Origin of the sequence: Kitasatospora sp. NPDC096128, from assembly GCF_040303105.1 — a bacterium.
GTDB lineage: Bacteria > Actinomycetota > Actinomycetes > Streptomycetales > Streptomycetaceae > Kitasatospora.
The window spans coordinates 13,440-33,893 of record NZ_JBEOSP010000068.1 but is presented as its reverse complement, the minus strand read 5'-3'; the positions used below and the strand labels follow the sequence as shown (position 1 = coordinate 33,893).

At 73.3% G+C, this 20,454-nt stretch carries 16 protein-coding genes and 1 pseudogene; 8 read left to right on the top strand and 9 right to left on the bottom strand.

Going from position 1 to position 20,454, the window contains the following annotated elements; all coding sequences use genetic code 11:
* Positions 1-181 (top strand): annotated as a pseudogene (locus ABTY61_RS39170) (ABC transporter ATP-binding protein); the annotation flags it as partial.
* 59 nt (positions 182-240) lie between these two features.
* A complete protein-coding gene (locus tag ABTY61_RS39165; RefSeq protein WP_350509996.1) occupies positions 241-2,808 on the top strand; it encodes an ABC transporter permease in 2,568 nt (855 codons plus the stop codon).
* A gap of 213 nt (positions 2,809-3,021) precedes the next feature.
* On the opposite strand, the gene efeU is transcribed toward ABTY61_RS39165, so the two are convergent.
* From efeU to ABTY61_RS39145, 4 genes are all read right to left on the bottom strand, one after another.
* A complete protein-coding gene (gene efeU / locus ABTY61_RS39160) occupies positions 3,022-3,855 on the bottom strand; it encodes an iron uptake transporter permease EfeU (RefSeq protein WP_350509995.1) in 834 nt (277 codons plus the stop codon).
* A 34-nt stretch (positions 3,856-3,889) separates the two neighbouring features.
* The gene (efeB, locus tag ABTY61_RS39155; protein ID WP_350509994.1) at positions 3,890-5,203 is read right to left on the bottom strand and encodes an iron uptake transporter deferrochelatase/peroxidase subunit; all 1,314 of its coding nucleotides are present in this window, start codon (positions 5,201-5,203) and stop codon (positions 3,890-3,892) included.
* A gap of 57 nt (positions 5,204-5,260) precedes the next feature.
* Positions 5,261-6,409, bottom strand: coding sequence for an iron uptake system protein EfeO (gene efeO / locus ABTY61_RS39150; RefSeq protein ID WP_350509993.1), 1,149 nt, complete (start codon positions 6,407-6,409; stop codon positions 5,261-5,263).
* 202 nt (positions 6,410-6,611) lie between these two features.
* Positions 6,612-7,427 carry an ABC transporter ATP-binding protein gene (locus ABTY61_RS39145; protein WP_350509992.1) on the bottom strand — a complete coding sequence of 272 codons (816 nt, stop codon included), beginning with the start codon at positions 7,425-7,427 and terminating at the stop codon, positions 6,612-6,614.
* Positions 7,428-7,633: 206 nt separating this feature from the next.
* On the opposite strand from ABTY61_RS39145, the gene ABTY61_RS39140 reads away from it, so the two are divergent.
* Positions 7,634-9,724, top strand: a complete 2,091-nt coding sequence (locus tag ABTY61_RS39140; RefSeq protein ID WP_350509991.1) for an amino acid adenylation domain-containing protein — start codon at positions 7,634-7,636, stop codon at positions 9,722-9,724.
* A gap of 7 nt (positions 9,725-9,731) precedes the next feature.
* Here ABTY61_RS39140 and ABTY61_RS39135 read toward each other — a convergent pair whose 3' ends face one another.
* Entirely contained in the window at positions 9,732-11,072 is a 1,341-nt protein-coding gene (locus tag ABTY61_RS39135; protein ID WP_350509990.1) for a hypothetical protein, read from the bottom strand.
* Between the two features lie 264 nt (positions 11,073-11,336).
* Here ABTY61_RS39135 and ABTY61_RS39130 point away from each other — a divergent pair, with 264 nt between their 5' ends.
* Positions 11,337-12,926 (top strand): M4 family metallopeptidase, encoded by a 1,590-nt coding sequence (locus tag ABTY61_RS39130; protein WP_350509989.1) that lies wholly within the window; start codon positions 11,337-11,339, stop codon positions 12,924-12,926.
* 18 nt (positions 12,927-12,944) lie between these two features.
* On the opposite strand, the gene ABTY61_RS39125 is transcribed toward ABTY61_RS39130, so the two are convergent.
* The 4 genes from ABTY61_RS39125 to ABTY61_RS39110 all read right to left on the bottom strand — a co-directional run bounded on the left by ABTY61_RS39125 (position 12,945) and on the right by ABTY61_RS39110 (position 16,567).
* Positions 12,945-14,006: a hypothetical protein gene (locus tag ABTY61_RS39125; RefSeq protein ID WP_350509988.1), complete on the bottom strand. Its 1,062-nt coding sequence runs from the start codon at positions 14,004-14,006 to the stop codon at positions 12,945-12,947.
* Between the two features lie 41 nt (positions 14,007-14,047).
* The gene (locus ABTY61_RS39120; protein ID WP_350509987.1) at positions 14,048-15,016 is read right to left on the bottom strand and encodes a D-2-hydroxyacid dehydrogenase family protein; all 969 of its coding nucleotides are present in this window, start codon (positions 15,014-15,016) and stop codon (positions 14,048-14,050) included.
* Positions 15,013-15,369 carry a hypothetical protein gene (locus ABTY61_RS39115; protein ID WP_350509986.1) on the bottom strand — a complete coding sequence of 119 codons (357 nt, stop codon included), beginning with the start codon at positions 15,367-15,369 and terminating at the stop codon, positions 15,013-15,015. Before ABTY61_RS39115 ends, ABTY61_RS39120 begins: the two co-directional genes overlap by 4 nt.
* A gap of 214 nt (positions 15,370-15,583) precedes the next feature.
* Positions 15,584-16,567, bottom strand: a complete 984-nt coding sequence (locus tag ABTY61_RS39110) for an ArsR/SmtB family transcription factor (protein ID WP_350509985.1) — start codon at positions 16,565-16,567, stop codon at positions 15,584-15,586.
* Positions 16,568-16,679: 112 nt separating this feature from the next.
* Between ABTY61_RS39110 and ABTY61_RS39105 the strand changes: the two genes are divergently transcribed.
* From ABTY61_RS39105 to ABTY61_RS39090, 4 genes are all read left to right on the top strand, one after another.
* On the top strand, positions 16,680-17,597 hold the full coding sequence (locus ABTY61_RS39105) for an aldo/keto reductase (protein ID WP_350509984.1): 918 nt from the start codon (positions 16,680-16,682) through the stop codon (positions 17,595-17,597).
* 166 nt (positions 17,598-17,763) lie between these two features.
* Positions 17,764-18,441 carry a histidine phosphatase family protein gene (locus ABTY61_RS39100; RefSeq protein WP_350509983.1) on the top strand — a complete coding sequence of 226 codons (678 nt, stop codon included), beginning with the start codon at positions 17,764-17,766 and terminating at the stop codon, positions 18,439-18,441.
* A 68-nt stretch (positions 18,442-18,509) separates the two neighbouring features.
* Positions 18,510-19,100 (top strand): TetR/AcrR family transcriptional regulator, encoded by a 591-nt coding sequence (locus ABTY61_RS39095; protein WP_350509982.1) that lies wholly within the window; start codon positions 18,510-18,512, stop codon positions 19,098-19,100.
* A gap of 257 nt (positions 19,101-19,357) precedes the next feature.
* Entirely contained in the window at positions 19,358-20,422 is a 1,065-nt protein-coding gene (locus tag ABTY61_RS39090; RefSeq protein ID WP_350509981.1) for an SDR family oxidoreductase, read from the top strand.
* Positions 20,423-20,454: the final 32 nt, after the last annotated feature.

Genomic DNA, 20,454 nt, shown 5'->3' with positions numbered 1-20,454 from the left:
CTCCGTGCGCGAACTCGGCCAGACCGTCGTCATGGTCACCCACGACCCCGTCGCCGCCTCCTACGCCGACCGCGTCGTCTTCCTCGCCGACGGCAGGATCGTCGACGAACTCCACGGCCCCACCGCCGACACCGTCCTGGACCGCATGCGCCGCTTCGACACCAAGGGCCGCACCAGCTGAGCCCGTTCGAACCCCCGCCGCCACCTCCCTCCGAGTACCCCCAGGACTGACGCTCCCCCATGTTCCGCACCGCTTTGCGCAACGTACTGGCCCACAAGGGCCGACTGCTGATGACGATGCTGGCCGTCATGCTCGGCACCGCCTTCGTGGCCGGCACCCTCGTCTTCACCGACACCATGGGCAAGGCCCTCCGGAGCCAGAACTCCAAGAGCTACGCCGACATCGCCGTCACGGTCAGCGACGGCTCGGCCGTCAGCCGCGGCTACGACCACGGCGGCAACGGCGACACCGCCAACGCCCCGACCCTCACCGAGGACACCCGCAAGAAGCTCGCCGCGCTGCCCGGCGTCGCCGACGCGCGCGGCGTGGTCAGCGGCTTCGCCGGCATCGCCGACAAGAAGGGCGCGCTGATCGGCAACGGCTTCTCCACCACCGGCACCAACTACGTGCCGGGCGCCGACGGCACCGACCCGCGCTACCCGCTGGTCGAGGGCCGCGGCCCCAAGGAGGCCGGCGAGATCGCGCTGGACACCCGGACCGCCGGGAAGGGCGGCTTCAAGCCCGGCGACACCGTCCGGGTCGCGGTCAACGGCCCGGTGATGGAGCTCAAGCTCACCGGCACCCTGCACACCAACGACCCCCGGGTGATGTCCGGCGGCTCGCTCGCCGCCTTCGACACCGCCACCGCCCAGCAGCTCTACCTGAGCCCCGGCCGCTACGCCGAACTGGACGTCAAGGCGAAGCCGGGCACCGACGACACCGCGCTGCTGGCGGCCGTCAAGCAGACCGTCCCCCAGGGCGACAACATCGACGCCCGGACCGGCCGCGAACTCGCCGCCAAGCAGGACGAGATGATCGCCCGGGGCACCAAGATCCTGAACACCTTCCTGATGGGCTTCGCGGGCATCGCGCTGTTCGTCGGGATCTTCATCATCGCCAACACCTTCACCATGCTGGTCGCCCAGCGCACCAAGGAACTGGCCCTGCTGCGCGCCGTCGGCGCCACCCGCCGGCAGATCACCCGCTCGGTGAAGGTCGAGGCCGTGCTGGTCGGCCTGACCGCCTCGGTCGCCGGCCTGCTGGCCGGCGTCGGGATCGCCGTCGGACTCAAGGCCCTGGTCAACGGCCCGATGGACGCCAACCTGCCGGACGGCCCGCTGGTCGTCGCCCCCGCCACCGTCCTCGTCGCGATCGCGGTCGGCGTGCTGGTGACCCTGGTCGCCGCCTGGCTGCCCGCCCGCCGGGCCTCCCGGATCGCGCCGGTGGCGGCGATGAGCGCCACCGAGCAGCCCGCCACCCAGAAGAGCCTGGTGGTCCGCAACACCATCGGCCTGCTGTTCACGCTGGCCGGCGCGGGCGCCCTGGCCGCCGGCGCGTCCGGCAAGGAGGTCAAGCTGGTCGGCCTCGGTGCGGGCGCGCTGCTGATCGGCGTGTTCGTGCTGACTCCGCTGCTGTCCCGGCCGCTGATCTCGCTGCTCGCCCCGGTGCTGCGCGCCGTGTACGGCACCCCGGGCAAGCTGGCCCAGGAGAACGCGGTCCGCAACCCGCGCCGCACCGCCGCCACCGCCTCCGCGCTCACCATCGGCGTCACCCTGATCACCTCCTTGACCGTCATGGGCGCGTCGGTGAACCAGGCCGTGGACAAGGCCGCCGCGACCGACCTCAAGGCCGACTACACGGTCGCCATGCAGAACTTCTCGATGCTCTCCCCCGAACTCGCCGGCCAGATCGCCAAGGCGCCCGGGGTCAGCGCGGTCAGCGGCGAACGCAGCGTCCCGGTCACCGTCGGCCAGGGCGAGGACGACGAGTACCTGGTCGCGGTGGACGCGGCAGCCATCGGCCAGCTGGCCACCGTCAAGGTCAAGGAGGGCTCGGCGGACGCCCTCAAGCAGGGCAAGCTGCTGGTGAGTTCCGCCCGGAGCGAGCACGCCGGGTACCAGGTCGGCAGCGTCCTCGCCGTCACCTACCCGGACGGCACCAAGGGCTCCCTCACCGTCGGCGGCATCATGGAGGCCGACACCGCGCTGGCCGGCGTGGTCGCCCCGGAGGCCGTGGTCGGCCCGCACGCGAAGCCCGGGTCCGGCCTGAACAAGATCATGGTCAAGGGCGTGAACGGCCCGACCGAGGAGCTCAAGCAGGCGCTGCGCGACGCCACCGGCGGCAACCCGCTGATCTCGGTCAAGGGCGACAAGGACATCAAGGCGGAGAGCCGCCGGTCCGTCACCGACATGCTGAACATGATGTACGGGCTGCTCGGCATGTCCGTGGTGATCGCGGTGCTCGGTGTGGTCAACACCATGGCCATGTCGGTGTTCGAGCGGCGCCGGGAGATCGGCATGCTGCGGGCGATCGGCCTGGACCGGCTCGGCATCCGCCGGATGGTCCGGCTCGAGTCGCTGCTGATCGCGCTGTTCGGCGGGCTGGTCGGGGTCGGCCTCGGCATCCTGGTCGCCTGGGCGGGCGTCCGCACGGTCGCGGACAGCTTCAAGGACATCACCACCGTGGTGCCGCCGCTCCAGGTCGCCTGCTACCTGCTCGCGGCCGCCGCGATCGGCCTGCTGGCAGCCCTCTGGCCGGCCCACCGGGCGGCGAAGCTGGACATCCTGGACTCCATCAAGAGCCAGTAGCCCCCGCCTCACCCACGGAGCCCCGGACGGTCCCAACCGTCCGGGGCTCCGGCGCGTCGGTGGTGAACAGCACACCCTGGACGGTGGGTTGCTCCATCGCCGTAGCGAAGGCCGCACAGACGACACCGCCCCGCCCGGCGGGTGCCGGGCGGGGCGGTGCGGCGCAGTGCGGTGCAGTCAGGTGCGGTGCGGTGTGCGGGGTGAACTGCCGGGTCAGGCGGCCGGCTTGGCGGCGACGGGCTTCGCCCTGTTCCCGAACAGGTTGAAGAAGACGGCCAGGGTGGGAACGAGGTAGGCCAGCCAGACCACCAGCTGCAGCACGGTCGGGTCCGGCTGGAAGTTGAACACGCCCTTCAGCAGGGTGCCGTACCAGCTGTCCTTGGGGATGGTGCTGGAGATGTCGAAGGCCGTGGCGTGCAGGCCGGGCAGCCAGCCGGCCTCCTGGAGGTCGTGGACGCCGTAGGCGAGCACGCCCGCCGCGACCACGACCAGCATCGCGCCGGTCCAGGTGAAGAACCTGGCCAGGTTGATCTTCAGCGCGCCGCGGTAGAACAGCCAGCCGAGCACCACCGAGGTGAGCAGGCCGAGTGCGGCGCCGATCAGCGGGTTCCAGCCGTCGTCGGTGGCCTGCACCGCCGACCAGATGAACAGCGCGGTCTCCAGGCCCTCGCGGCCGACCGCCAGGAAGGAGGTGACCACCAGCGCGGTGGTGCCCATCGCGATCGCCGCGTCCAGCTTGCCGTGCAGCTCGGTCTTGAGGTGCCGGGCGGTGCGCCGCATCCAGAACACCATCCAGGTCACCAGCCCGACCGAGATGATCGACAGCGAGCCGCCGAGCGCCTCCTGGGCCTCGAAGGTGAGCTGCGAGGAACCGAACTGCAGGACGGCGCCGAAGACCATGGAGAGCACCACGGCCGCGCCGACGCCGATCCACACCGGCGGCAGCTTGTCCCGGCGGTCGGTCTTGACCAGGTAGGCGATCAGGATGCAGACGACCAGGCTGGCCTCGAGGCCTTCGCGCAGGCCGATCAGGTAGTTGCCGAACACGGCTGACTCCTCGGGGTGGTGGGGGTGGGAAGGATCAGCCGAACAGGGACTGGCCCCACCACTCCCCCGGCTTTCGGACACCCGCCGGGCAGGCGAAGTGGGCGGAGCCGACGTGCTGGATGTACTCGTTGAGCTTGTCCGAGGCCGCGAGCCGCTGCTGGAGCGGCACGAAGGCCTTGCGGGTGTCGCGCTGGTAGGCGAGGAAGAACAGTCCGGCGTCCAGGCGGCCGAGGCCGTCGGTGCCGTCGGTGAAGGAGAAGCCGCGGCGCAGGATCATCAGGCCGTTGTTGGCGTCCGGGTGGGCCAGGGCGACGTGCGAGGTCGCGGGCATCGCCTTGAGATCGGGGGCGTCGTGCTCCTTGGCCTTGCCGTACGGGGCGCCCTCGCCCTTGGTGCGGCCGAAGGTGTCCTCCTGGTCCTTGAGCGGGGCGCGGTCCCAGGTCTCGATGTGCATCCGGATCCGCCGGGCGACCAGGTAGGAGCCGCCGGTCATCCACTCCGGGCCGTCGCCGGGGGCTGCCCAGACGTGTTCGGCGAGGTTGGCGCCGTCGCTGCCGGCGATGTTGTGGGTGCCGTCCTTGAACCCCATCAGGTTGCGCGGGGTCTGTTCGTCCGGGGTGGTCGAGGAGGTCTTGCCGAAGCCGAGCTGGGACCAGCGGATGTTGACGGTGCCCATGCCGATCCGGGCCAGGTTGCGGATCGCGTGCACGGCGACCTGCGGGTCGTCGGCACAGGCCTGGACGCAGAGGTCGCCGCCGCTGCGCAGCGGGTCGAGCTTGTCGCCCTTGAAGTTGGGCAGTTCGATCAGGGCGTCGGGGCGCTGGGCCTTGAGGCCGAAGCGGTCCACACCGTCCTTCTCGAACAGGCTGGGCCCGAAGCCGATGGTGAGGGTGAGCCGGGAGGCGGGCAGGCCGAGGGCCTCGCCGGTGTCGTCCGGCGGCGCCTCCGCCGAGCCGGGGACGGCGCCGGTGCCCACCTCTCGGCCGCCGGTCATCGCGGCGGCCGCCTTGGTCCACTCCTTGAGCAGCTTGACCAGGGATTCCCGGGTGGCCTTCTCGGAGACGTCGAAGGCCGCGAAGTGCAGCCGGTCCTGGACGGGGGTGGCGATGCCCGACTGGTGCTCGCCGTAGAAGGGCACCTCCCCGGCGGTCGCTGCCCTGGCCGCCGGGGCGGGGTCGTCGTCCTGCCGGCCCGCCGCGGCGACCGAACCGACGGCGGCGGCGCCGAGCGCGACGCCCGCGCCGGCCCAGCCGATGACGGCGCGGCGGCTGACCGCGCCCGGGGTGGCGGTGGCAGTGGCGGCAGCGGCCGGAGTGCCGTGCTGCTGCTGCTCGTTCTCGGCGTCCATCGGCGGGCCGGCCCTTCTCACTCTTGCTGAACTACTGGAACTGCTGACTGCTGACGGTTACTTGACGACGACGGCCGCGGCCAGCTTCGACAGCGGCTCGCCCAGCGAGTTGACCGCGTCGGAGAAGGCCTTGCGCTCGGTCTCGGTGACCTTGTCGTACGGCGTGAAGGTGCCGTCGGCCTGCTTGTACTTGGCCAGCAGGGTGTTGATCGCGGCGAACTCGGAGTCGAGGGTCTTGGCCAGCTCCGGCTGCTTCTCGGCGGCGACCGGCTTCAGCAGCTCGTAGGCCTTCTGCGCGCCCTCGACGTTGGCCTGGAAGTCCGCCAGGTCGGTGTGGCTGTAGCGGTCCTCCTCGCCGGTGATCTTGTTGGTGGCGACCTCGTCGAGCAGTTCCTTGGCGCCGTTGGCCATGCTGGTCGCGGTGATCTCCGCCTCGGGGATCTTCTTCTGCCAGTCCTTGAGGTCGGTGACCAGCTGGTCGGCGAGGGTCTTCTCCTCGTCGCCGATCTTCGCGTCGGCCCAGAGGGCCTTCTCCAGCCGGTGCCAGCCGGTCCAGGCCTGGCCCTGCTCCAGCTTGTCCTCGCGGGTGTCGGTCTTGGGGTCGACGTCACCGAAGCTCTCGGCGACCGGCTCGGTGCGCTCCCAGCCGGTGCGCGACGGCGCGTACAGCGACTTGGCCTTCTCCAGGTCGCCGCCCTTGATCGCGGCGGCGAAGGCCTCGACGGCCGGGATGGTGGCGTCGGCCTGCTCCTGGGCGTACGTGCGGTAGGCCTCGACGGCGGCGGCCAGGCGCGGGTCGGCGGGGGCGGCGCTGCCGCTGTCGCCGGTCACGGTGATCTTCTGGCGGATGCCGTCGCCGACCATGCCGGGCTTGCAGGCGACCTCGTAGCTGCCGGCCTTGATCTCGGCATTGATGGTCGCCTTGGTGCCGGGGCCGATGTTCTCCCGCTCGGTGACGATCTTGTCGCCGGCGGCGTAGACGTAGACCTCGGTGGTCTTGGAGCCCTTGTTGCTGATGTCGATCACCACGTGACCGGCCGGGAAGCTGGTCCTGGAGACCTCGCAGGCGGTGTCGGTGGCGTTCACCTTCACCGCGTCCGCGCCGCCCGCCTTGTCGTCCTTCTTCGACGCACAGCCGGCCAGGGCGGCGGTGGCCACGGCGAGGCTGAGCAGCGCGGCTGCGGTGGAACGGCGGCGGGCGGACATGGGGGCTCCAACGGAAAAGGGCATGGGGGTGCCAAGGCCGGGTAAAGCACCGGCCTGGCCGGTGCCTCCTGTTTAGCTAAGGCATACCTTACGTAAGAAGTCTTTACCGTCGACAGCCGGGCCCCGCCCTGCCCGAACCGTTACCTCTCGGCCTGCCCCTTCCCCGGCCCCTCCGCCTCGGCCCCTCCGCCGCCCCCGGCCGCTACCTCCCCGGCGTCCGGCGGGCGGCGGCCCGGGCCGTCCAGCGGCCCTCCTGGCGGCTGATCCGGATCGGGTGGCCGAAGGTCTCACTGATCAGCTCCGTGGTCATCACCCCGTCCACCGGGCCGGCCGCCACGCACTCGCCCTCGCGCAGCAGCAGCGCGTGGGTGGTGCTCTCCGGCAGCTCCTCCAGGTGGTGGGTGACCAGCACGCTGGCCAGCTCGGGATGCTGGTGGCGCAGCAGGTCCAGGCTGTCCAGCAGCAGCTCGCGGGCGGTGAGGTCCAGCCCGGTGGCGGGCTCGTCGAGCAGCAGCAGCCGGGGGCTGGGCATCAGCGCGCGGGCGATCAGCGCCCGGCCTCGCTCGCCCTGGGAGAGCGTGGTCCACGGGGCGTCGGCCATCGCGGTCATGCCGAGGGTCTCGATCAGCCGCTCGACCCGCTCCAGCGCCTCCGGCGCAGGCTTGCGGTGCCACTCCGGCTCGATGGTGTTCGTGTGGCCGGTGAGCACCACCTCGCGCACGCTCAGCGGAGAGCGCAGCGGGTGGCGCGGGTTGACGTGCCCGAGGTGGGCGCGCAGCTCCCTGACGTCCACCCGGCCGAGTCGGCGGCCGAGCACCTCCACCGTGCCCCGGGTGGGGTGGGAGACCGCGCCGAGCAGGGCGAGCAGGGTGGACTTGCCCGCCCCGTTGGGGCCGAGCAGCGCCCAGTGCTCGCCGGGCTGGATCTCCAGCGTGATGCCGCGCAGCAGGTGCCGGCCGTCGCGCACGACGTCCACGTCCTGGGTGCGCAGCAGCGGGCCGTCGAAGGACGGGTCCATGGTGCAGGTCTCCGATCACGGTGCCGGTCAGGGGGGGGCGGGGCGCCGCACCGGACCGGCCCGGCGCCGACCGTCCGTGTGCACCGTACAACCGTCGCCCTGGGCGGAGTCCTCCCGTCCGAGGAATGGACTCACCAGAACCCTGTTGCACGGGGGGAGTTGGGAGGAACATGGTGGATTTCCGAGGGGGACGAGGGGGAGGCGTGATGGTGATCGACGAGGAGCGGGCCCAGACTCTGCACGGGCTGGTCGAGCGGCAGGCCCGCCGGGCACCGGAGGCGGTGGCGGTGCGCTGTGGCGGCAGCGAGCTGACGTACGGAGAGCTGGACGCGCGGGCCGAGCGGCTGGCCGCCCACCTGGCGGAGCGCGGGCTCGGCCCGGGCGGTCGGGCGGCGGTCGCGTTGGGCCGGGGCACCGAGGTGTACGTCGCCCTGCTGGCGGTGCTGAAGACCGGCGCCGCCTTCGTGCCACTGGAGCCGACGGCGCCCGAAGCGCTGCTGCGGCACGTACTGGGCGACGCCGCGCCCGGGTTGGTGCTGACGGAGCGGCGCCACCGGGTGCGGCTGGCGGACGCGGGCGGGGCGGATCCGGTCTGCCTCGACGAACTGGACCTGCCGCAGCAGGAGTTCGTGCAGCCGGAGGTGTCCCCGGGGGACGTCGCCTGCGTCTTCTACACCTCCGGCTCCACCGGCCTGCCCACCGGCGTCCTGGTCGAGCACCGCAACCTGCTGTCCGCGTACGCGGGTTGGCGCGCGGTGTACGAACTGACGGCCGAGGACCGGATCCTGCAGACGGCGAGCCTGGAGTTCGACGTCTTCACCGCCGACTGGGTCCGCGCACTGGGCACCGGCGCCACCCTGGTGGTCACCGCGTACAACCTCACCCTGGACCGCACAGCCGACCTGGCCGCGCTGCCCGCGCTGGTGGCGGAGGAGCGGATCACGGTGATGGAACTGAACGTCCGCACCGCGCGCCGTCTCACCGCCCTGCTGACCGCGACCCGCGCCGGGCTGCCCGGGGTTCGGCTGCTCACCGTCGGCGCCGAGAAGTGGTACCTGGACGAGCAGTTGGCCCTGCAACGCCTCCTCGGCGGGGACACCAGGGTGCTGAACGTCTACGGCCTGGCCGAGGCCACCGTGGACAGCACCTGGTTCGAGGTGCGCGGCGCGGCCGCCGCCGAGGGCGCGGAGCAGGTCTCGCTGGTCGGCCGGCCCTTCCCCGGCACCCGGGCGTACGTACTGGGCCCGCAGGCCACCCCGGTGGGGCCCGGGCGGATCGGCGAGATCGCGATCGCGGGCTCCGGCCTGACCCGCGGCTACCTCAACCGGCCGGTGGACACCGCCCGCCGATTCGTCCGCGCCGACTTCGACCCGGACGGGCGGGTGCTGCTCACCGGCGACCTCGGGGTGATGCGGGCGGACGGCGTGCTGGAGTTCGTCGGCCGGGCCGCCACCGTGGTCGGCCCGCTCGGCGCGAACCGGGCGACCACGGTGACCACCCGGGTCAAGGCGGCGGCCCGGGCCGAGGGCGCGCTGCGCGCCCACTCGGCGGTGCGGGAGGCGGCCGTGGTCGAGGTGCAGCCCGTACCGGGGCGGCGGGTGCTGGTCGGCTACGCGGTGCCCACCCAGGGGTCGCCGGGCGGGGTGGACGGCTGGTCACTCACCCAGTACCTGCTGGCCGAGCTCAACGGCTACTCCGCGCCCGCCGCCGTCATCGTCGTCCCGGAGCTGCCACGCACCCGGGCCGGCAAGCTGGACCGCGCCCAGCTCCCGCTGCCGGCCCCGCCGCAGCACACCGCGCCGCGTTCGGCCAAGGCGGGCGGCAGCCGCAAGGGCGGCGGCAAGGCGGGGGGTGGGAACGGGGAGGGGGGAGGCTCGGGCTGCGCGGCGATCTTCTGCGTCCTGTTCTTCACGTTCTTGGCCTGGGTCAGCACCAACGGTTTCTACCCCGGCTCCACGGACCTCTCCGCGGTGCCGACGGGCTACCACCTCTGGTTCGGGCTGCTGTACTTCTGCGAGAACCTGGCCTTCGGCGCCGGGATGGCCTTCCTCTTCGTCGGCCTCCCCGTAGTGCTCCGGCAGGGCCGGTCCCTGCGACTCTCGCTGCTCACCTACCTCGCGGTGTTCTGGCTGCTCGCCGCCTGGTGGCCGCAGGACAACCTCTACCGGCTGACCGCGGCCACGGACTGGCCGCGGGAGACGACGATGGTGTACGTGTTCAACATCCCGCTGATGCTGGCCGCGGTGATCGTCGTGACCTTCCTGCTGCGCAAGCCTGCGCCCCCCAAGGTGAATTGACGTATCATCAGCGTCCGGGCGGGCGCAGCGCCTCGAACATCCCGGTCAGCGCGTGGTTGGCGGCCGTGAGCAGGGCCTGGGCGGCGTCCAGCGCCTCCGCGTCCGGTCCGGCCAGGGCGAGGCCGACGGCGGGCTCCGGGTCGTGGGCCGCCGTCGGGATCAGTGGCAGCAGGGTGACGCCGAGCCGGGCGAAGCGCGGGCGCAGCCGGTCGAGGTGGTCGTGCAGCGCCTCGGGGGCGAGCCGGGCGCCGAGCGGCAGCGCGTCCAGGGTGCGGACCAGGTGACCGGGGCCGCGCACCCGGTCCAGCCGCTCGCGCAGCACGAAGGCGACGGCTGGGCCGGTGAGCCGCAGATTGATCTCGGTGGGGGCGAGGCGGCGCTGCCGGTCGGTGACGAAGTCGACGTCGTACCAGCCGCGGTAGCCCTCGGCGGCCAGCCGCTCCCCCACCGCGAGGGCGAACCGGTGGGCGGTCTCGGCAGCAGCCTGCGGGACGACGCCCGGTCCGACGGTCACGCCCTGGTAGCGGGTGCCGGCCACCTCCATGGCGCCCGCCCCGACCGGGTGCACGGTGCCGTCGGGGCCGATCACGGCGTCGTAGGTGAGGTCGCGCAGCCGGGCGGCCGGGCCCGGGTCCACGTACTCCTCCAGCAGCAACTCGCCCTGGGGAGGCAGGACTTCGGCGCGCACCAGACGGCGCAGCAGGGCGCCCCCACCACCGGCGGCGAACAGCTCGGCGGGCTCGACCACCACGGTGCCGTAACCGCCCACGCCGTACGGGCTCTTGAGCACCGTGGTCAGGCCCCGGGCGGCGCGGACGGTCAGCCGCAGGGCGGCCCGGCGGCGGCCGTCGACGCGCTCCTGGCCCGGGACGACGACGCCGGGGTGCGCGGGGGCGAGGGCGGCGAACAGCCCGTGCGCGGCCGCCTTGGACTCGTAGCGGCGCACGGCGGCCAGTTCGGGCCCCTCGCCCTGGGCCGCCGTTCGGCCCCAACTGACCACCGGATGACCGGAGTCCGCGATCCGGGCGGCCAGCGCGGGCCGGTCGGCGAGCGCCTCGGCGAGCGTCCGGCCGGCCGCCAGCCCGCTGTGCACCTCGACCGGCCCCCAGGCCAACTCCCGGCCGAGCCAGTCGGTCCAGGCCCGGTCGACCTCGGCCGGCAGCACCAGCACGGCCGGCTCCGGGCTGTAGCCGACGGCCAGGCAGGCGTAGTGGTGCGCCTGCCGCAACCGCCGCTCCCGCTGCGCGGCGTCCATCCCCGGCGCGAAGAACTGCGCGTTGAAGTCCGCGACGTTGCCGATGTGCACCGCCACCCGCCTGCCGGTCCAGGCCCCCACCCATCCGTCCATGGAGCGAGAGCGTAGAGCCTCGGGCGACCGGGCCGACAGCCCCGCACCGCGCCACCGGGAGTGGCCGCCCGGTAATCGATCGTCACGACGGCAGTGTGGCCGGCTTGTTAAGTTCCGATCATTTTTGATTTGACCAGGACACAACTTGGCAAAGTTATGACCTTTCCTCTAGCTGAACCTGACTGATCGCCGTCAATCTCGGTCGCAGCTCTACGCGTCGCAGCTCATCTCCCCGCACCTGCAGCCACCCCCACTGGAGCCAGTGTGACCCCCACCTCCTCCTCCCGCCGTGTCCGCGCGGCCGGAGCGACAGCCGTCGTCGCCGCCCTCGCCGCCGTGGCCGTCCCCACCACGGCCGGCGCCGCCCCCGCCGCCCGGGAGGCCGCGATCGCCCAGGCCCGCGCCAACGTCACCCACAACCCCGGGGTGTTCGGCTACGGCACGGGCCAGGACCTCGTCCTCAAGGACGCCGTGCTCGACGCCGACGGCACCTCGCACATCCGCTTCGACCGCACCTACCAGGGCCTTCCCGTGGTCGGCGGCGACCTGGTCGTCCACCAGGACGCCCGCGGCCGGCTCAAGGACACCTCCCGGGCGGCCGCCCACGACGCCGCCGTGAAGTCCACCGTCCCCAAGGTCCCCGCCCAGGCCGGCGCCGCGAACGCGCTCTCCGCCGCCCCCGGCGTCAAGGACGCCACCAGCAGCCCCGAGCTGGTCGTCTGGGCCGCCGACGGCACCCCGCGCCTGGCCTGGCGCACCGTCGTCGAGGGCACCGGCGACCACGGCCAGCCGGCCGGCAAGGTCGTCGTCACCGACGCCACCACCGGCGAGCAGATCGAGTCCTACGACGCCGAGCACCAGGCCGCCGGCACCGGGAACTCCGAGTACACCGGTCAGGTCACCGTCGACACCACCGCGGCCAACGGCGGCTACACCCTCACCGACCCGGTCCGCGGCCACGTCACCAAGGACGCCGGCAACCTCTCCGCGAGCTCGATCAAGGCGAGCTCCGGCACCCCGTTCACCAGTACCACCAACGTCTGGGGCGACGGCAGGAAGTTCTCCGCCGACCGCGCCACCGCCGCCGTCGACGCCCACGCCAACACCGCCTGGACGTACGACTACTACAAGAACGTGCACGGCCGGAACGGCATCAAGAACGACGGCAAGGGCGCGACCGTCTTCGTCCACGTCGGCACGAACTGGGACAACGCCCAGTGGTCCGACAGCTGCTTCTGCATGATGACCGGCGACGGCAACGGCACCACCGACCCCGAGCAGGTCGACCTCGACACCATGGGCCACGAGATGACCCACGGGGTCACCAGCGCCACCGCCAACCTGCGCTACAGCGGCGAGTCCGGCGGCCTCAACGAGTCCACCAGCGACATCTTCGGCACCATGGTCGAGTGGTACGCCAACAACAGGATCGACACCGGCGACTACCTGTTCAGCGACCAGTCGACCCCGCCGTGGCTGCGCCGCTTCGACAAGCCCTCACTGGACGGCAAGTCGGCGGACTGCTGGAGCAGTTCGGTCGGCAGGCTCGACGTCCACAACTCCTCCGGCGTCGGCAACCACTGGTTCTACCTCGCCAGCGAGGGCAGCGGCAGCAAGACCGTCAACGGGGTCGCCTACAACAGCCCCACCTGCAACAAGTCCACCGTGAGCGGCATCGGCAACCAGAAGGTCGCCAAGATCTGGTACCGCGCACTGACCGTCTACATGACCTCCACCACCAACTACAAGGGCGCCCGCGCCGCCTCGCTCAACGCCGCCCGCGACCTCTACGGCGCCGGCAGCACCGAGTACAACGCGGTCGCCGCGGCCTGGAGCGCGGTCAGCGTCAACTAGGCTCGTCCTTACGACAGTTCAGCTGTTGAAACCGATGTGGACGTGATCGTGGTGGGTGTCGTCAGTGAAGAACTGGTTGCCGGACCCCGCGATCGCCACCGGCCCGCCCACGTTGTACGAACCGGCCGCCGCCGCGTCCCGCATGAAGGACTCGATCAGCTGCCGGGGCGTGGCCGGGTCCACCACCGCCCGGCCGTCGATCCGCCAGACGTCGAAGGCCCGGCCCAGCGGATGATCGCTGGGCCGGGTCGTCCCGAAGACGTCCAGCGGGTGGCCGGTGCGCACCACGCTCACCGACAGCGTGTACGGGCCGGCCAGCCGCAGCATCGCTGCCAGGACGGTGTCGTGGACCGTGCCACTGCGCAGGTCGGCGGCCGCCTCGGGCGGCAGCTCGATCCTCGGCTCGGCCAGCACCTTCGCCACCGCCGGGGCCGGCGAGGCGGCGGCCGGGCCCGGGTCGCCGGGGTTCACGGCGGTGACGTTCCAGCGCGGGGCCGCCCGGCTCAGCCGGACGTCCACCGTGATGCCGCCCGCCGCCACCGAGCCGTCCGACTGCCTGGTCCACTGGCGGCAGACCACCAGCACGCTCGCCGAGTCGGCGAGGATCCCGCCGTACTGGGCGTCGATCACCTCCAGGCTCGCCTCCGGCGCCACCGGGGCGAGCCGCCCGGCCTGGTCCGCCAACCCCGGCGGCAGGCCCAGCGCGGCCACCCGGGACCGGGCCGCCTCGACCCCCTGCCCGCCGGGCGGCCAGGCGCCGAGGGCGGCGACCAGCTCGACGGCGCGGCGCTTGACGTCGGGCTGGATCTCGCCGGGGCCGGGCTGCCAGAGCGGCGGGGCGGGCAGCGGGGGTGGGGTCCCGGCGGTCGGGGTCGTCGGGGTTGTCGGGGTCAGGGTCGGGGTCGTCTGTTCAGGTGAGGTGCTGCTCGGGCTCGAACTCGGGCTCGGGCTCGAACTCGTCGGCGCCACAGCGGACTTCGCCCCGCTCGAACACCCCGCCGCCCCCAGCAGCAGCGCCGCCGCACCCGCCCGCAGCACCCCGCGTCGACCCGTACCCCGGTCACCGTCTCCGCTCGTCATGCCGTCAGTATGCGACCGGGGGCCGGGCCGGGGGGCGGGCGTCAGCCCAGACGGCGGATCGGCTCACCCGCCAGGAAGGCCGCGATGTCCTCCACCGCCTCGGAGAAGTACCGGCGGTAGTTGTCCTGCGAGACGTACCCCAGATGCGGAGTGGCCAGCAGTCGGGGCGCGCGGCGCAGCGGGTGGCCGACGGGCAGCGGCTCGGTGTCGAAGACGTCCACGGCGGCGCCCGCGATCCGGCCGCCGTTGAGCGCGGCGAGCAGCGCCTCCTGGTCGACGATCGCCGCCCGGGAGGTGTTCACCAGGTAGGCCTCCGGCTTCATCAGGGCCAGTTCGGCGGCGCCGATCAGCCCCCGGGTGCCCGCGTCGGACGCCAGGTGGATCGACACGAAGTCGCTCTCCCCGAGCAGTTGCTCCTTCGACGCGGCCCGGCGCACCCCGGCCCCGGCCGCCCGCTCGTCGGTCAGGTTGCGGCTCCAGGCGAGCACGTCCATGCCGAAGGCGAGCCCCACCCGGGCGACCGCGCCGCCGATCCGGCCGAGGCCGAGCAGCCCGAGCGTCCGTCCGTGCAGGTCGGCCCCGACGGTGCTCTGCCAGGGCCCTCCCTCGCGCAGCGCGGTGTTCTCCTGGACGATGCCGCGGGCCAAGCCCAGCAGCAGCGCCCAGGTCAGCTCGACCGGCGGGGTGCCCGAGCTGGCCGTACCGCACACCGTGACGCCGTGCGCCTCGGCGGCCGCGAGGTCGATCACCGCGTTGCGCATGCCGGAGGCGACCAGCAGCTTGAGGCGGGGCAGCCGGGCGAACAGCGTGGCAGGGAACGGTACCCGCTCGCGCAGGGTGACCACGATGTCGAACCCGGCGAGCGCGGCGGCCAGTTCGGCCTCCGAGCCGTGGTGCTCGCGGAAGGCGGTCACCTCGACCCGGTCGGCCACCGGGGACCAGTCGGCGGAGCTGGTGGCGACGCCCTGGAAGTCGTCCAGGACGGCGCAGCGAAGAAGCGGAAGCGTCATGCCCGCAGCTTCCCAGACGGCGGCGGGCCGGGGGGCCGCAAGCCGTAGCGGTCCCGCTCCCGGTCCCGGACGATCCATGGGGGCTCGCCGAGCTTGGCCCGCAGGAGGGCCATCGGGTGCCGTAGCTCCCGGGGGTCGAACAGGCCGTCCCAGCCGTGCAGTTGGATGTCCAGCAGGTCGTGCGTCCCTTCGCCCAGCTCGATCAGCGTGCGCAGCGCCCGGGTGTCCTGGCGGGTGAGCTGGACCTCCCGGCCGTCCACGGTGACGATCCGGGCGTCCAGGTCGAGGACGAGGCGTCCCTCGAAGGTGGTCAGCGCGCCTCGCGGCTCGCCCACAGGCTGTTCCTGCTCCATGCCCGGCAGCCTATCCAGTGCGGCTCCGCGCTGAACCCCTGCTCGGGGACGATCGAACCGGGCCTGCCCGGCCCCGCCCGGCCCCGCCCGGAGTGGGCCTGCCGCCACTCCCCTGTGCTCGGCTGGAACGCCGAGTTGCGCTTCCCCTCCCTGGTACGACGGCGTTTCCTCCCAATCCGGCCGAGGTCCCCGGAACACCGTGCCGGCCGTTCCGTCAGCCGTCCGGGTTCAGCAGCGCCTCCGCAGTGGCCGTCCGGGCGTACAGCACCCAGCGCCCTGCTCGGTGGGCGCTGACCAAGCGGGCGTCCCGCAGCGCCGTCAGGTACTGGGAGACGGCCGAGGGCGACAGGCCCGTGCGGCGGGCGAGTTCGGTGGTCGAGGCTGGTGCGTCGAGTTCGGCGAGCAGCAGGGCGCGGGAGCGGCCGAGTACCGCGGCGAGCGCCGCCGTGCCGGGGGCCGTCTCCTTCGCCGCCCAGAGGTCGCCGATCCCCCTTGCCGGATAGGCGAGTTGGGGCGGGGCCGGCGGCGCGAGCAGGGTGTACAGGCCGGGGCCGGCGAACGCGGAGGGGATCAGCAGCAGGCCCGGGCCGGACGTGTGGCGCGGCATCGGGCGGGAGCGGCGGCTCAGCTGCAGGGCGCCGTCGGTCCAGCGCACTTCGGTGTGCAGGTCGTTCAGCACCCGCTCGGCACCGTGCTCGGCCGCCTGCCGGGCCCGGTGCAGCACGTCGGCGTCGAGCACGGCGCGGATCCGCGCCCAGTACGGGGCGAGGGCCAGCTCCCAGTACGCCTCGATCGCCTCGGCGAGCCGCGCCAGCCCGGCCTCCGGGTCGGCGTGCAGGGCCCGCAGCCTCGGCCCGGGCCCGCCCCGGTCCGCCTTTCCCGCCCGGTCCGCACGGTCCGCCTGGTCCGCCACCAGCCGGTCGAGGTCGCGCCGGACCTGCCCGACGGGGGTGGCCCGGATCGCGGCGAGTTCCCCGGCGAGGGTCGGCGCGGGACCGGTCGGGGCCGGGTTGAGGAAGTCCGGCACGTAGCCGGCGGGCGGCACGAGTTCGGCGAGCAGCCCGTACGCGGGGCCGAGCGCCGCCAACCGGGGCCGGACCTGCTCCACCCAGGGCCCGTGGACGGCGTGCGGCAGCCCCGAGCGCAGCAGGCGCAGGCTCGGCCCCACCTCCCACATCGGTGCGACAACGAACCGCATCCGTGCCAGGTCACCCGCTGTGAACAGCAGCTCCGCCAACACCCGCCCCCATGGATTCACACATGTCCGAATCAGTGGCGCTCAGGCTAGTGCAGTGGCGATCATGATCCGCATGACCTCCGACACCACCCTCACCGCCGCCGCGGCCGGCACCTGGCATTTCGGCGACCGCGCCGTCCACCGGATCGGCTTCGGCACGATGCGCCTGCCGCAGACCGGCCCGGCCCTCGTACCGGACGCCGTGCCGCGCGACCGCGACCAGGCCCTGCGGGTGCTGCGCCGCGCGGTCGAACTGGGCGTCAACCACATCGACACCGCCGCCTTCTACTTCTCCCCGCTGCGCTCCGCCAACGAGCTGATCAACCGCGCCCTCGCCCCGTACCGCGACGACCTGGTGATCGCCACCAAGGTCGGCCCCGCCCGCGGCACCGACGGCCGGTGGACCGAGCACGCCCGCACCCCCGAGGGCCTGCGCGCCCAGGTCGAGGAGAACCTGCGCCAGCTCGGCCGCGACCACCTCGACCTGGTCAACCTGCGCGTCCTCGGCACCGACTCGATCGCCGAACGCTTCGGCGCACTCGCCGAGTTGCAGCAGGCCGGGCTGATCCGCCGACTCGGCCTCTCCAACATCCACCCGCACCAGCTCACCGAGGCCCAGAGCATCGCCCCGGTCACCTGCGTGCAGAACCCGTACGGCATCGGCGCCTCCCCCGCCCAGGACGAACTGCTGCGGCTCTGCGGCGAGCAGGACATCGCCTTCGTCCCCTTCTACGCCATCGCCGGCGCCGGGCGGGAGGGCGGGGCCGGGGGCGCCGGTGGGGCCGAGCCCGGCGAGGTCCGGACGGTGGCCGAGGCGCGCGGCGTCAGCACCGCCCAGGTCCGACTCGCCTGGACGCTCCACCGGGGCCCGCACGTCCTCGCCATCCCGGGCACCGGCGACGTGGCGCACCTGGAGGACAACATCGCCGCCGGCGCCCTGCGGCTGACGACGGAGGAACTGGCCCTGCTGGACCGGGCCCACGCCGGCTGATCCGAAAGCCGCCCGACCCGCCCTGATTCGTCCGATTCTGCCGGGCGACTTTCACCCCGTTGGGGTGAGACCGCCGGGGCTTCGGATCAGTGGCCCGGAACCACCACCCGGTGCACGGGCGTCACTCCGGACACCAACGTCACCGAACGCCTCCCGGAGCCCGCCCGTGCCCGACACCGCCACCCGCTACCTCTACCTCGCCCGCCACGGCGAGGCCACCCGCGGCGGCCAGGACGGCACTGACGACCCGAACGACCCGAACAGCCCGAACAGTCCGGCCGGCGGCGGCCTCACCGCCGTCGGCCGCCGCCAGGCCGCCCTGCTCGGCCGCCGGCTGGCGGATCGCCCCCTCACGGCTGTCCACCACGGGCCGCTCCCCCGGGCCGCCCAGACCGCCCGGCTCATCGGCGAACAGCTCGACGGGGTGCCGGTGTCGGCCTGCGAGGAGGCCGGCGACTACGTTCCGTACGTCCCGGCCGCCGACGAACTCCCGGTCGACAGCGCCGAGTTCCTGTCGCGCTTCCTGGCCGGCGCCTCCGAGGAGGAGCGCTCCCGCGGCCCGGAACTGGCCCGCCGGGCCGTCGACCGCTTCACCGGACCGGTCGACGGGCCCGAGGACCGGCACGAACTGGTCGTCACCCACGCCTTCCTGATCGGCTGGCTGGTCCGCCACGCCCTGGACGCCCCCGCCTGGCGCTGGCTCGGCCTCAACGCCCCCAACGCCGCCCTCACCGTCCTCCGCTTCGCCCCCGGCCGCCCCTCCGCCGTCCTCCTGCTGAACGACCAGTCCCACCTGCCCGAGGACCTGTGCTGGACGGGCTTCCCGCCCGAGCTGCGGGTCTGAAACTCTCCGGTGAGTCGGCCCCCGAGGTCGTCGACAGGAATATGCAGACCGGTCTACAGTCTCTTCCTATGGGAGCCAAGGGCGAGGAGACCCGGGCCCGGCTGATCGCCGGCACCCGGGAACTGATCGAGCAACAGGGGTACTCCGGCACGGGCCTCAACCAGGTCCTGGCCGTCACCGGCGCTCCGCGCGGCTCGCTCTACTTCCACTTCCCCGGCGGCAAGGACCAACTGGTCGCGGCCGCACTGCTGGAGGCCGGCCAGGAGGTCACGGACCTGCTGACCGGCCTGGCCGCCGACGGGGCCGACGCCGCCGCGCTCAGCCGACACCTCACCGAGGTGTTCGCCGAGCGCCTGGCCCGGTCCGACTACACCAAGGGCTGCCCGATCGCGACCGTCGCCCTGGAGGTCGCCGGCACCAACGAGCCTCTGCGTGCCGTCTGCGCCGAGGTGTACGACGGCTGGCAGCGCATCCTGGCCGAGCGGCTGTCGGCCGGGGGTTTCCGACCGGCCGAGGCCTCGGTGGCCGCCGGCCAGGCACTGGCCCTGATGGAGGGCGCGGTACTGCTCGCCTCGGTCAGGCGCAGCCGCGAGCCCCTGGACGACGCCCGCCACGCCGTCCTCCACCTCCTCGGCGCCAAGGCCCCCGGCCGCCGGTAGCCGGCAGCCGGCAGGCACTCGCGGTCGCTCCCGCTGAGCGCTGACCCCGCACCGACAAATATGCAGACCGGTCCACAGACAAGAATGTGTAGACCGGTCCACAGACCACCGAGCAACCTGCGCCACACATTCCTCCGCCCCGCCGACCCGGCCGCTCCCAGCCGCCCATAGCGCCAGAGCGTGCCACCGCCTCGGCAGAGCACCGCTCCATGCGCCAAAAATATGCAGACCGGTCTACAGAAAGGTACCTACCACCCATGCCACCCACGCTCACGCCCCCACCCCCGCACGCCCTCGTCCTGGGCGCCGGCGGTTTCCTCGGCCGCTGGCTACTCCTGGAACTCCTCCGCCGCAACGAGCCCGTGGCCGCCGCCGTCCGCACCCCCGAGAGCGACGCCGACCTCCGCACCTGGCTGCGCGAGCACGATGCCGACCCGACCCCGCTGACCACCGTCATCGCCGACCTCGCCCGCCCGGGCCTCGGCCTCTCCCCCGAGGACGACGCCCGGCTCGCCGAGGTGCGCGACGTCCACAACCTCGCCGCCCGCTACCGCTTCGGCCTCACCCGTGCCCAGGCCGAACCCGCCAACGTCGACGGCGCCCTGCACGCACTGCACTGGTCCGCGACCCGGCCCCGGCTGCGCCGCCTGGTTCACCTCTCCGGCTACCGGGTCGGCCGCGACCCCCACCCCCGGTACCCGCTCGACCCCGGCACCACCGCCGCCCTCTACTCCCGCCTCGGCGCCTACGAGGCGTCCAAGCAACTCGGCGACGCCGCCGTCCGCGTCACGGCACCCCGACTCGGTGTCCCGCTCACCACCGTCAACCCGAGCAGCGTGATCGGCCATTCGGCCACCGGCGAAGCCGGCCAGTACCTCGGTCTCGCCCAACTGGTACGCCGGCTCCACCGTGGCCGCCTCCCCCTGCTGCCGGGCACCCGCCGCACCTTCCTGCCGGTCGTCACCGTCGACCACCTGGCCCGGTTCCTGGCCGCCGTCCCGGCGCACGACCACGCCCCGACCGCCGCCCACACCGTCCTCGACCCCGCCACACCCGTCCTCCCCGACCTGATCGCTCTCCTCGCCACCCACCTCGGCGTCCGCCCACCCCGCGGCCTGATCCCCGTCCCGCTCGTCCGCCGGCTCCCCCGCGCCCTCACCGGAGCCGACCCGGAGACCCTCACCTTCCTCTCCGAGGACCACTACGACACCTCCTCCGCCGACGCCCTGTCCGCCGCCGCCGGCCTCACCCACCCACCCCTCGCCCCCGCCCTCCGCCACTGGGCCGACCGCCTGGTCCTCGACGCCTTCGGCGACCACTGACCCCACCTCACGCAGGAAGTCGCCCCATCCGA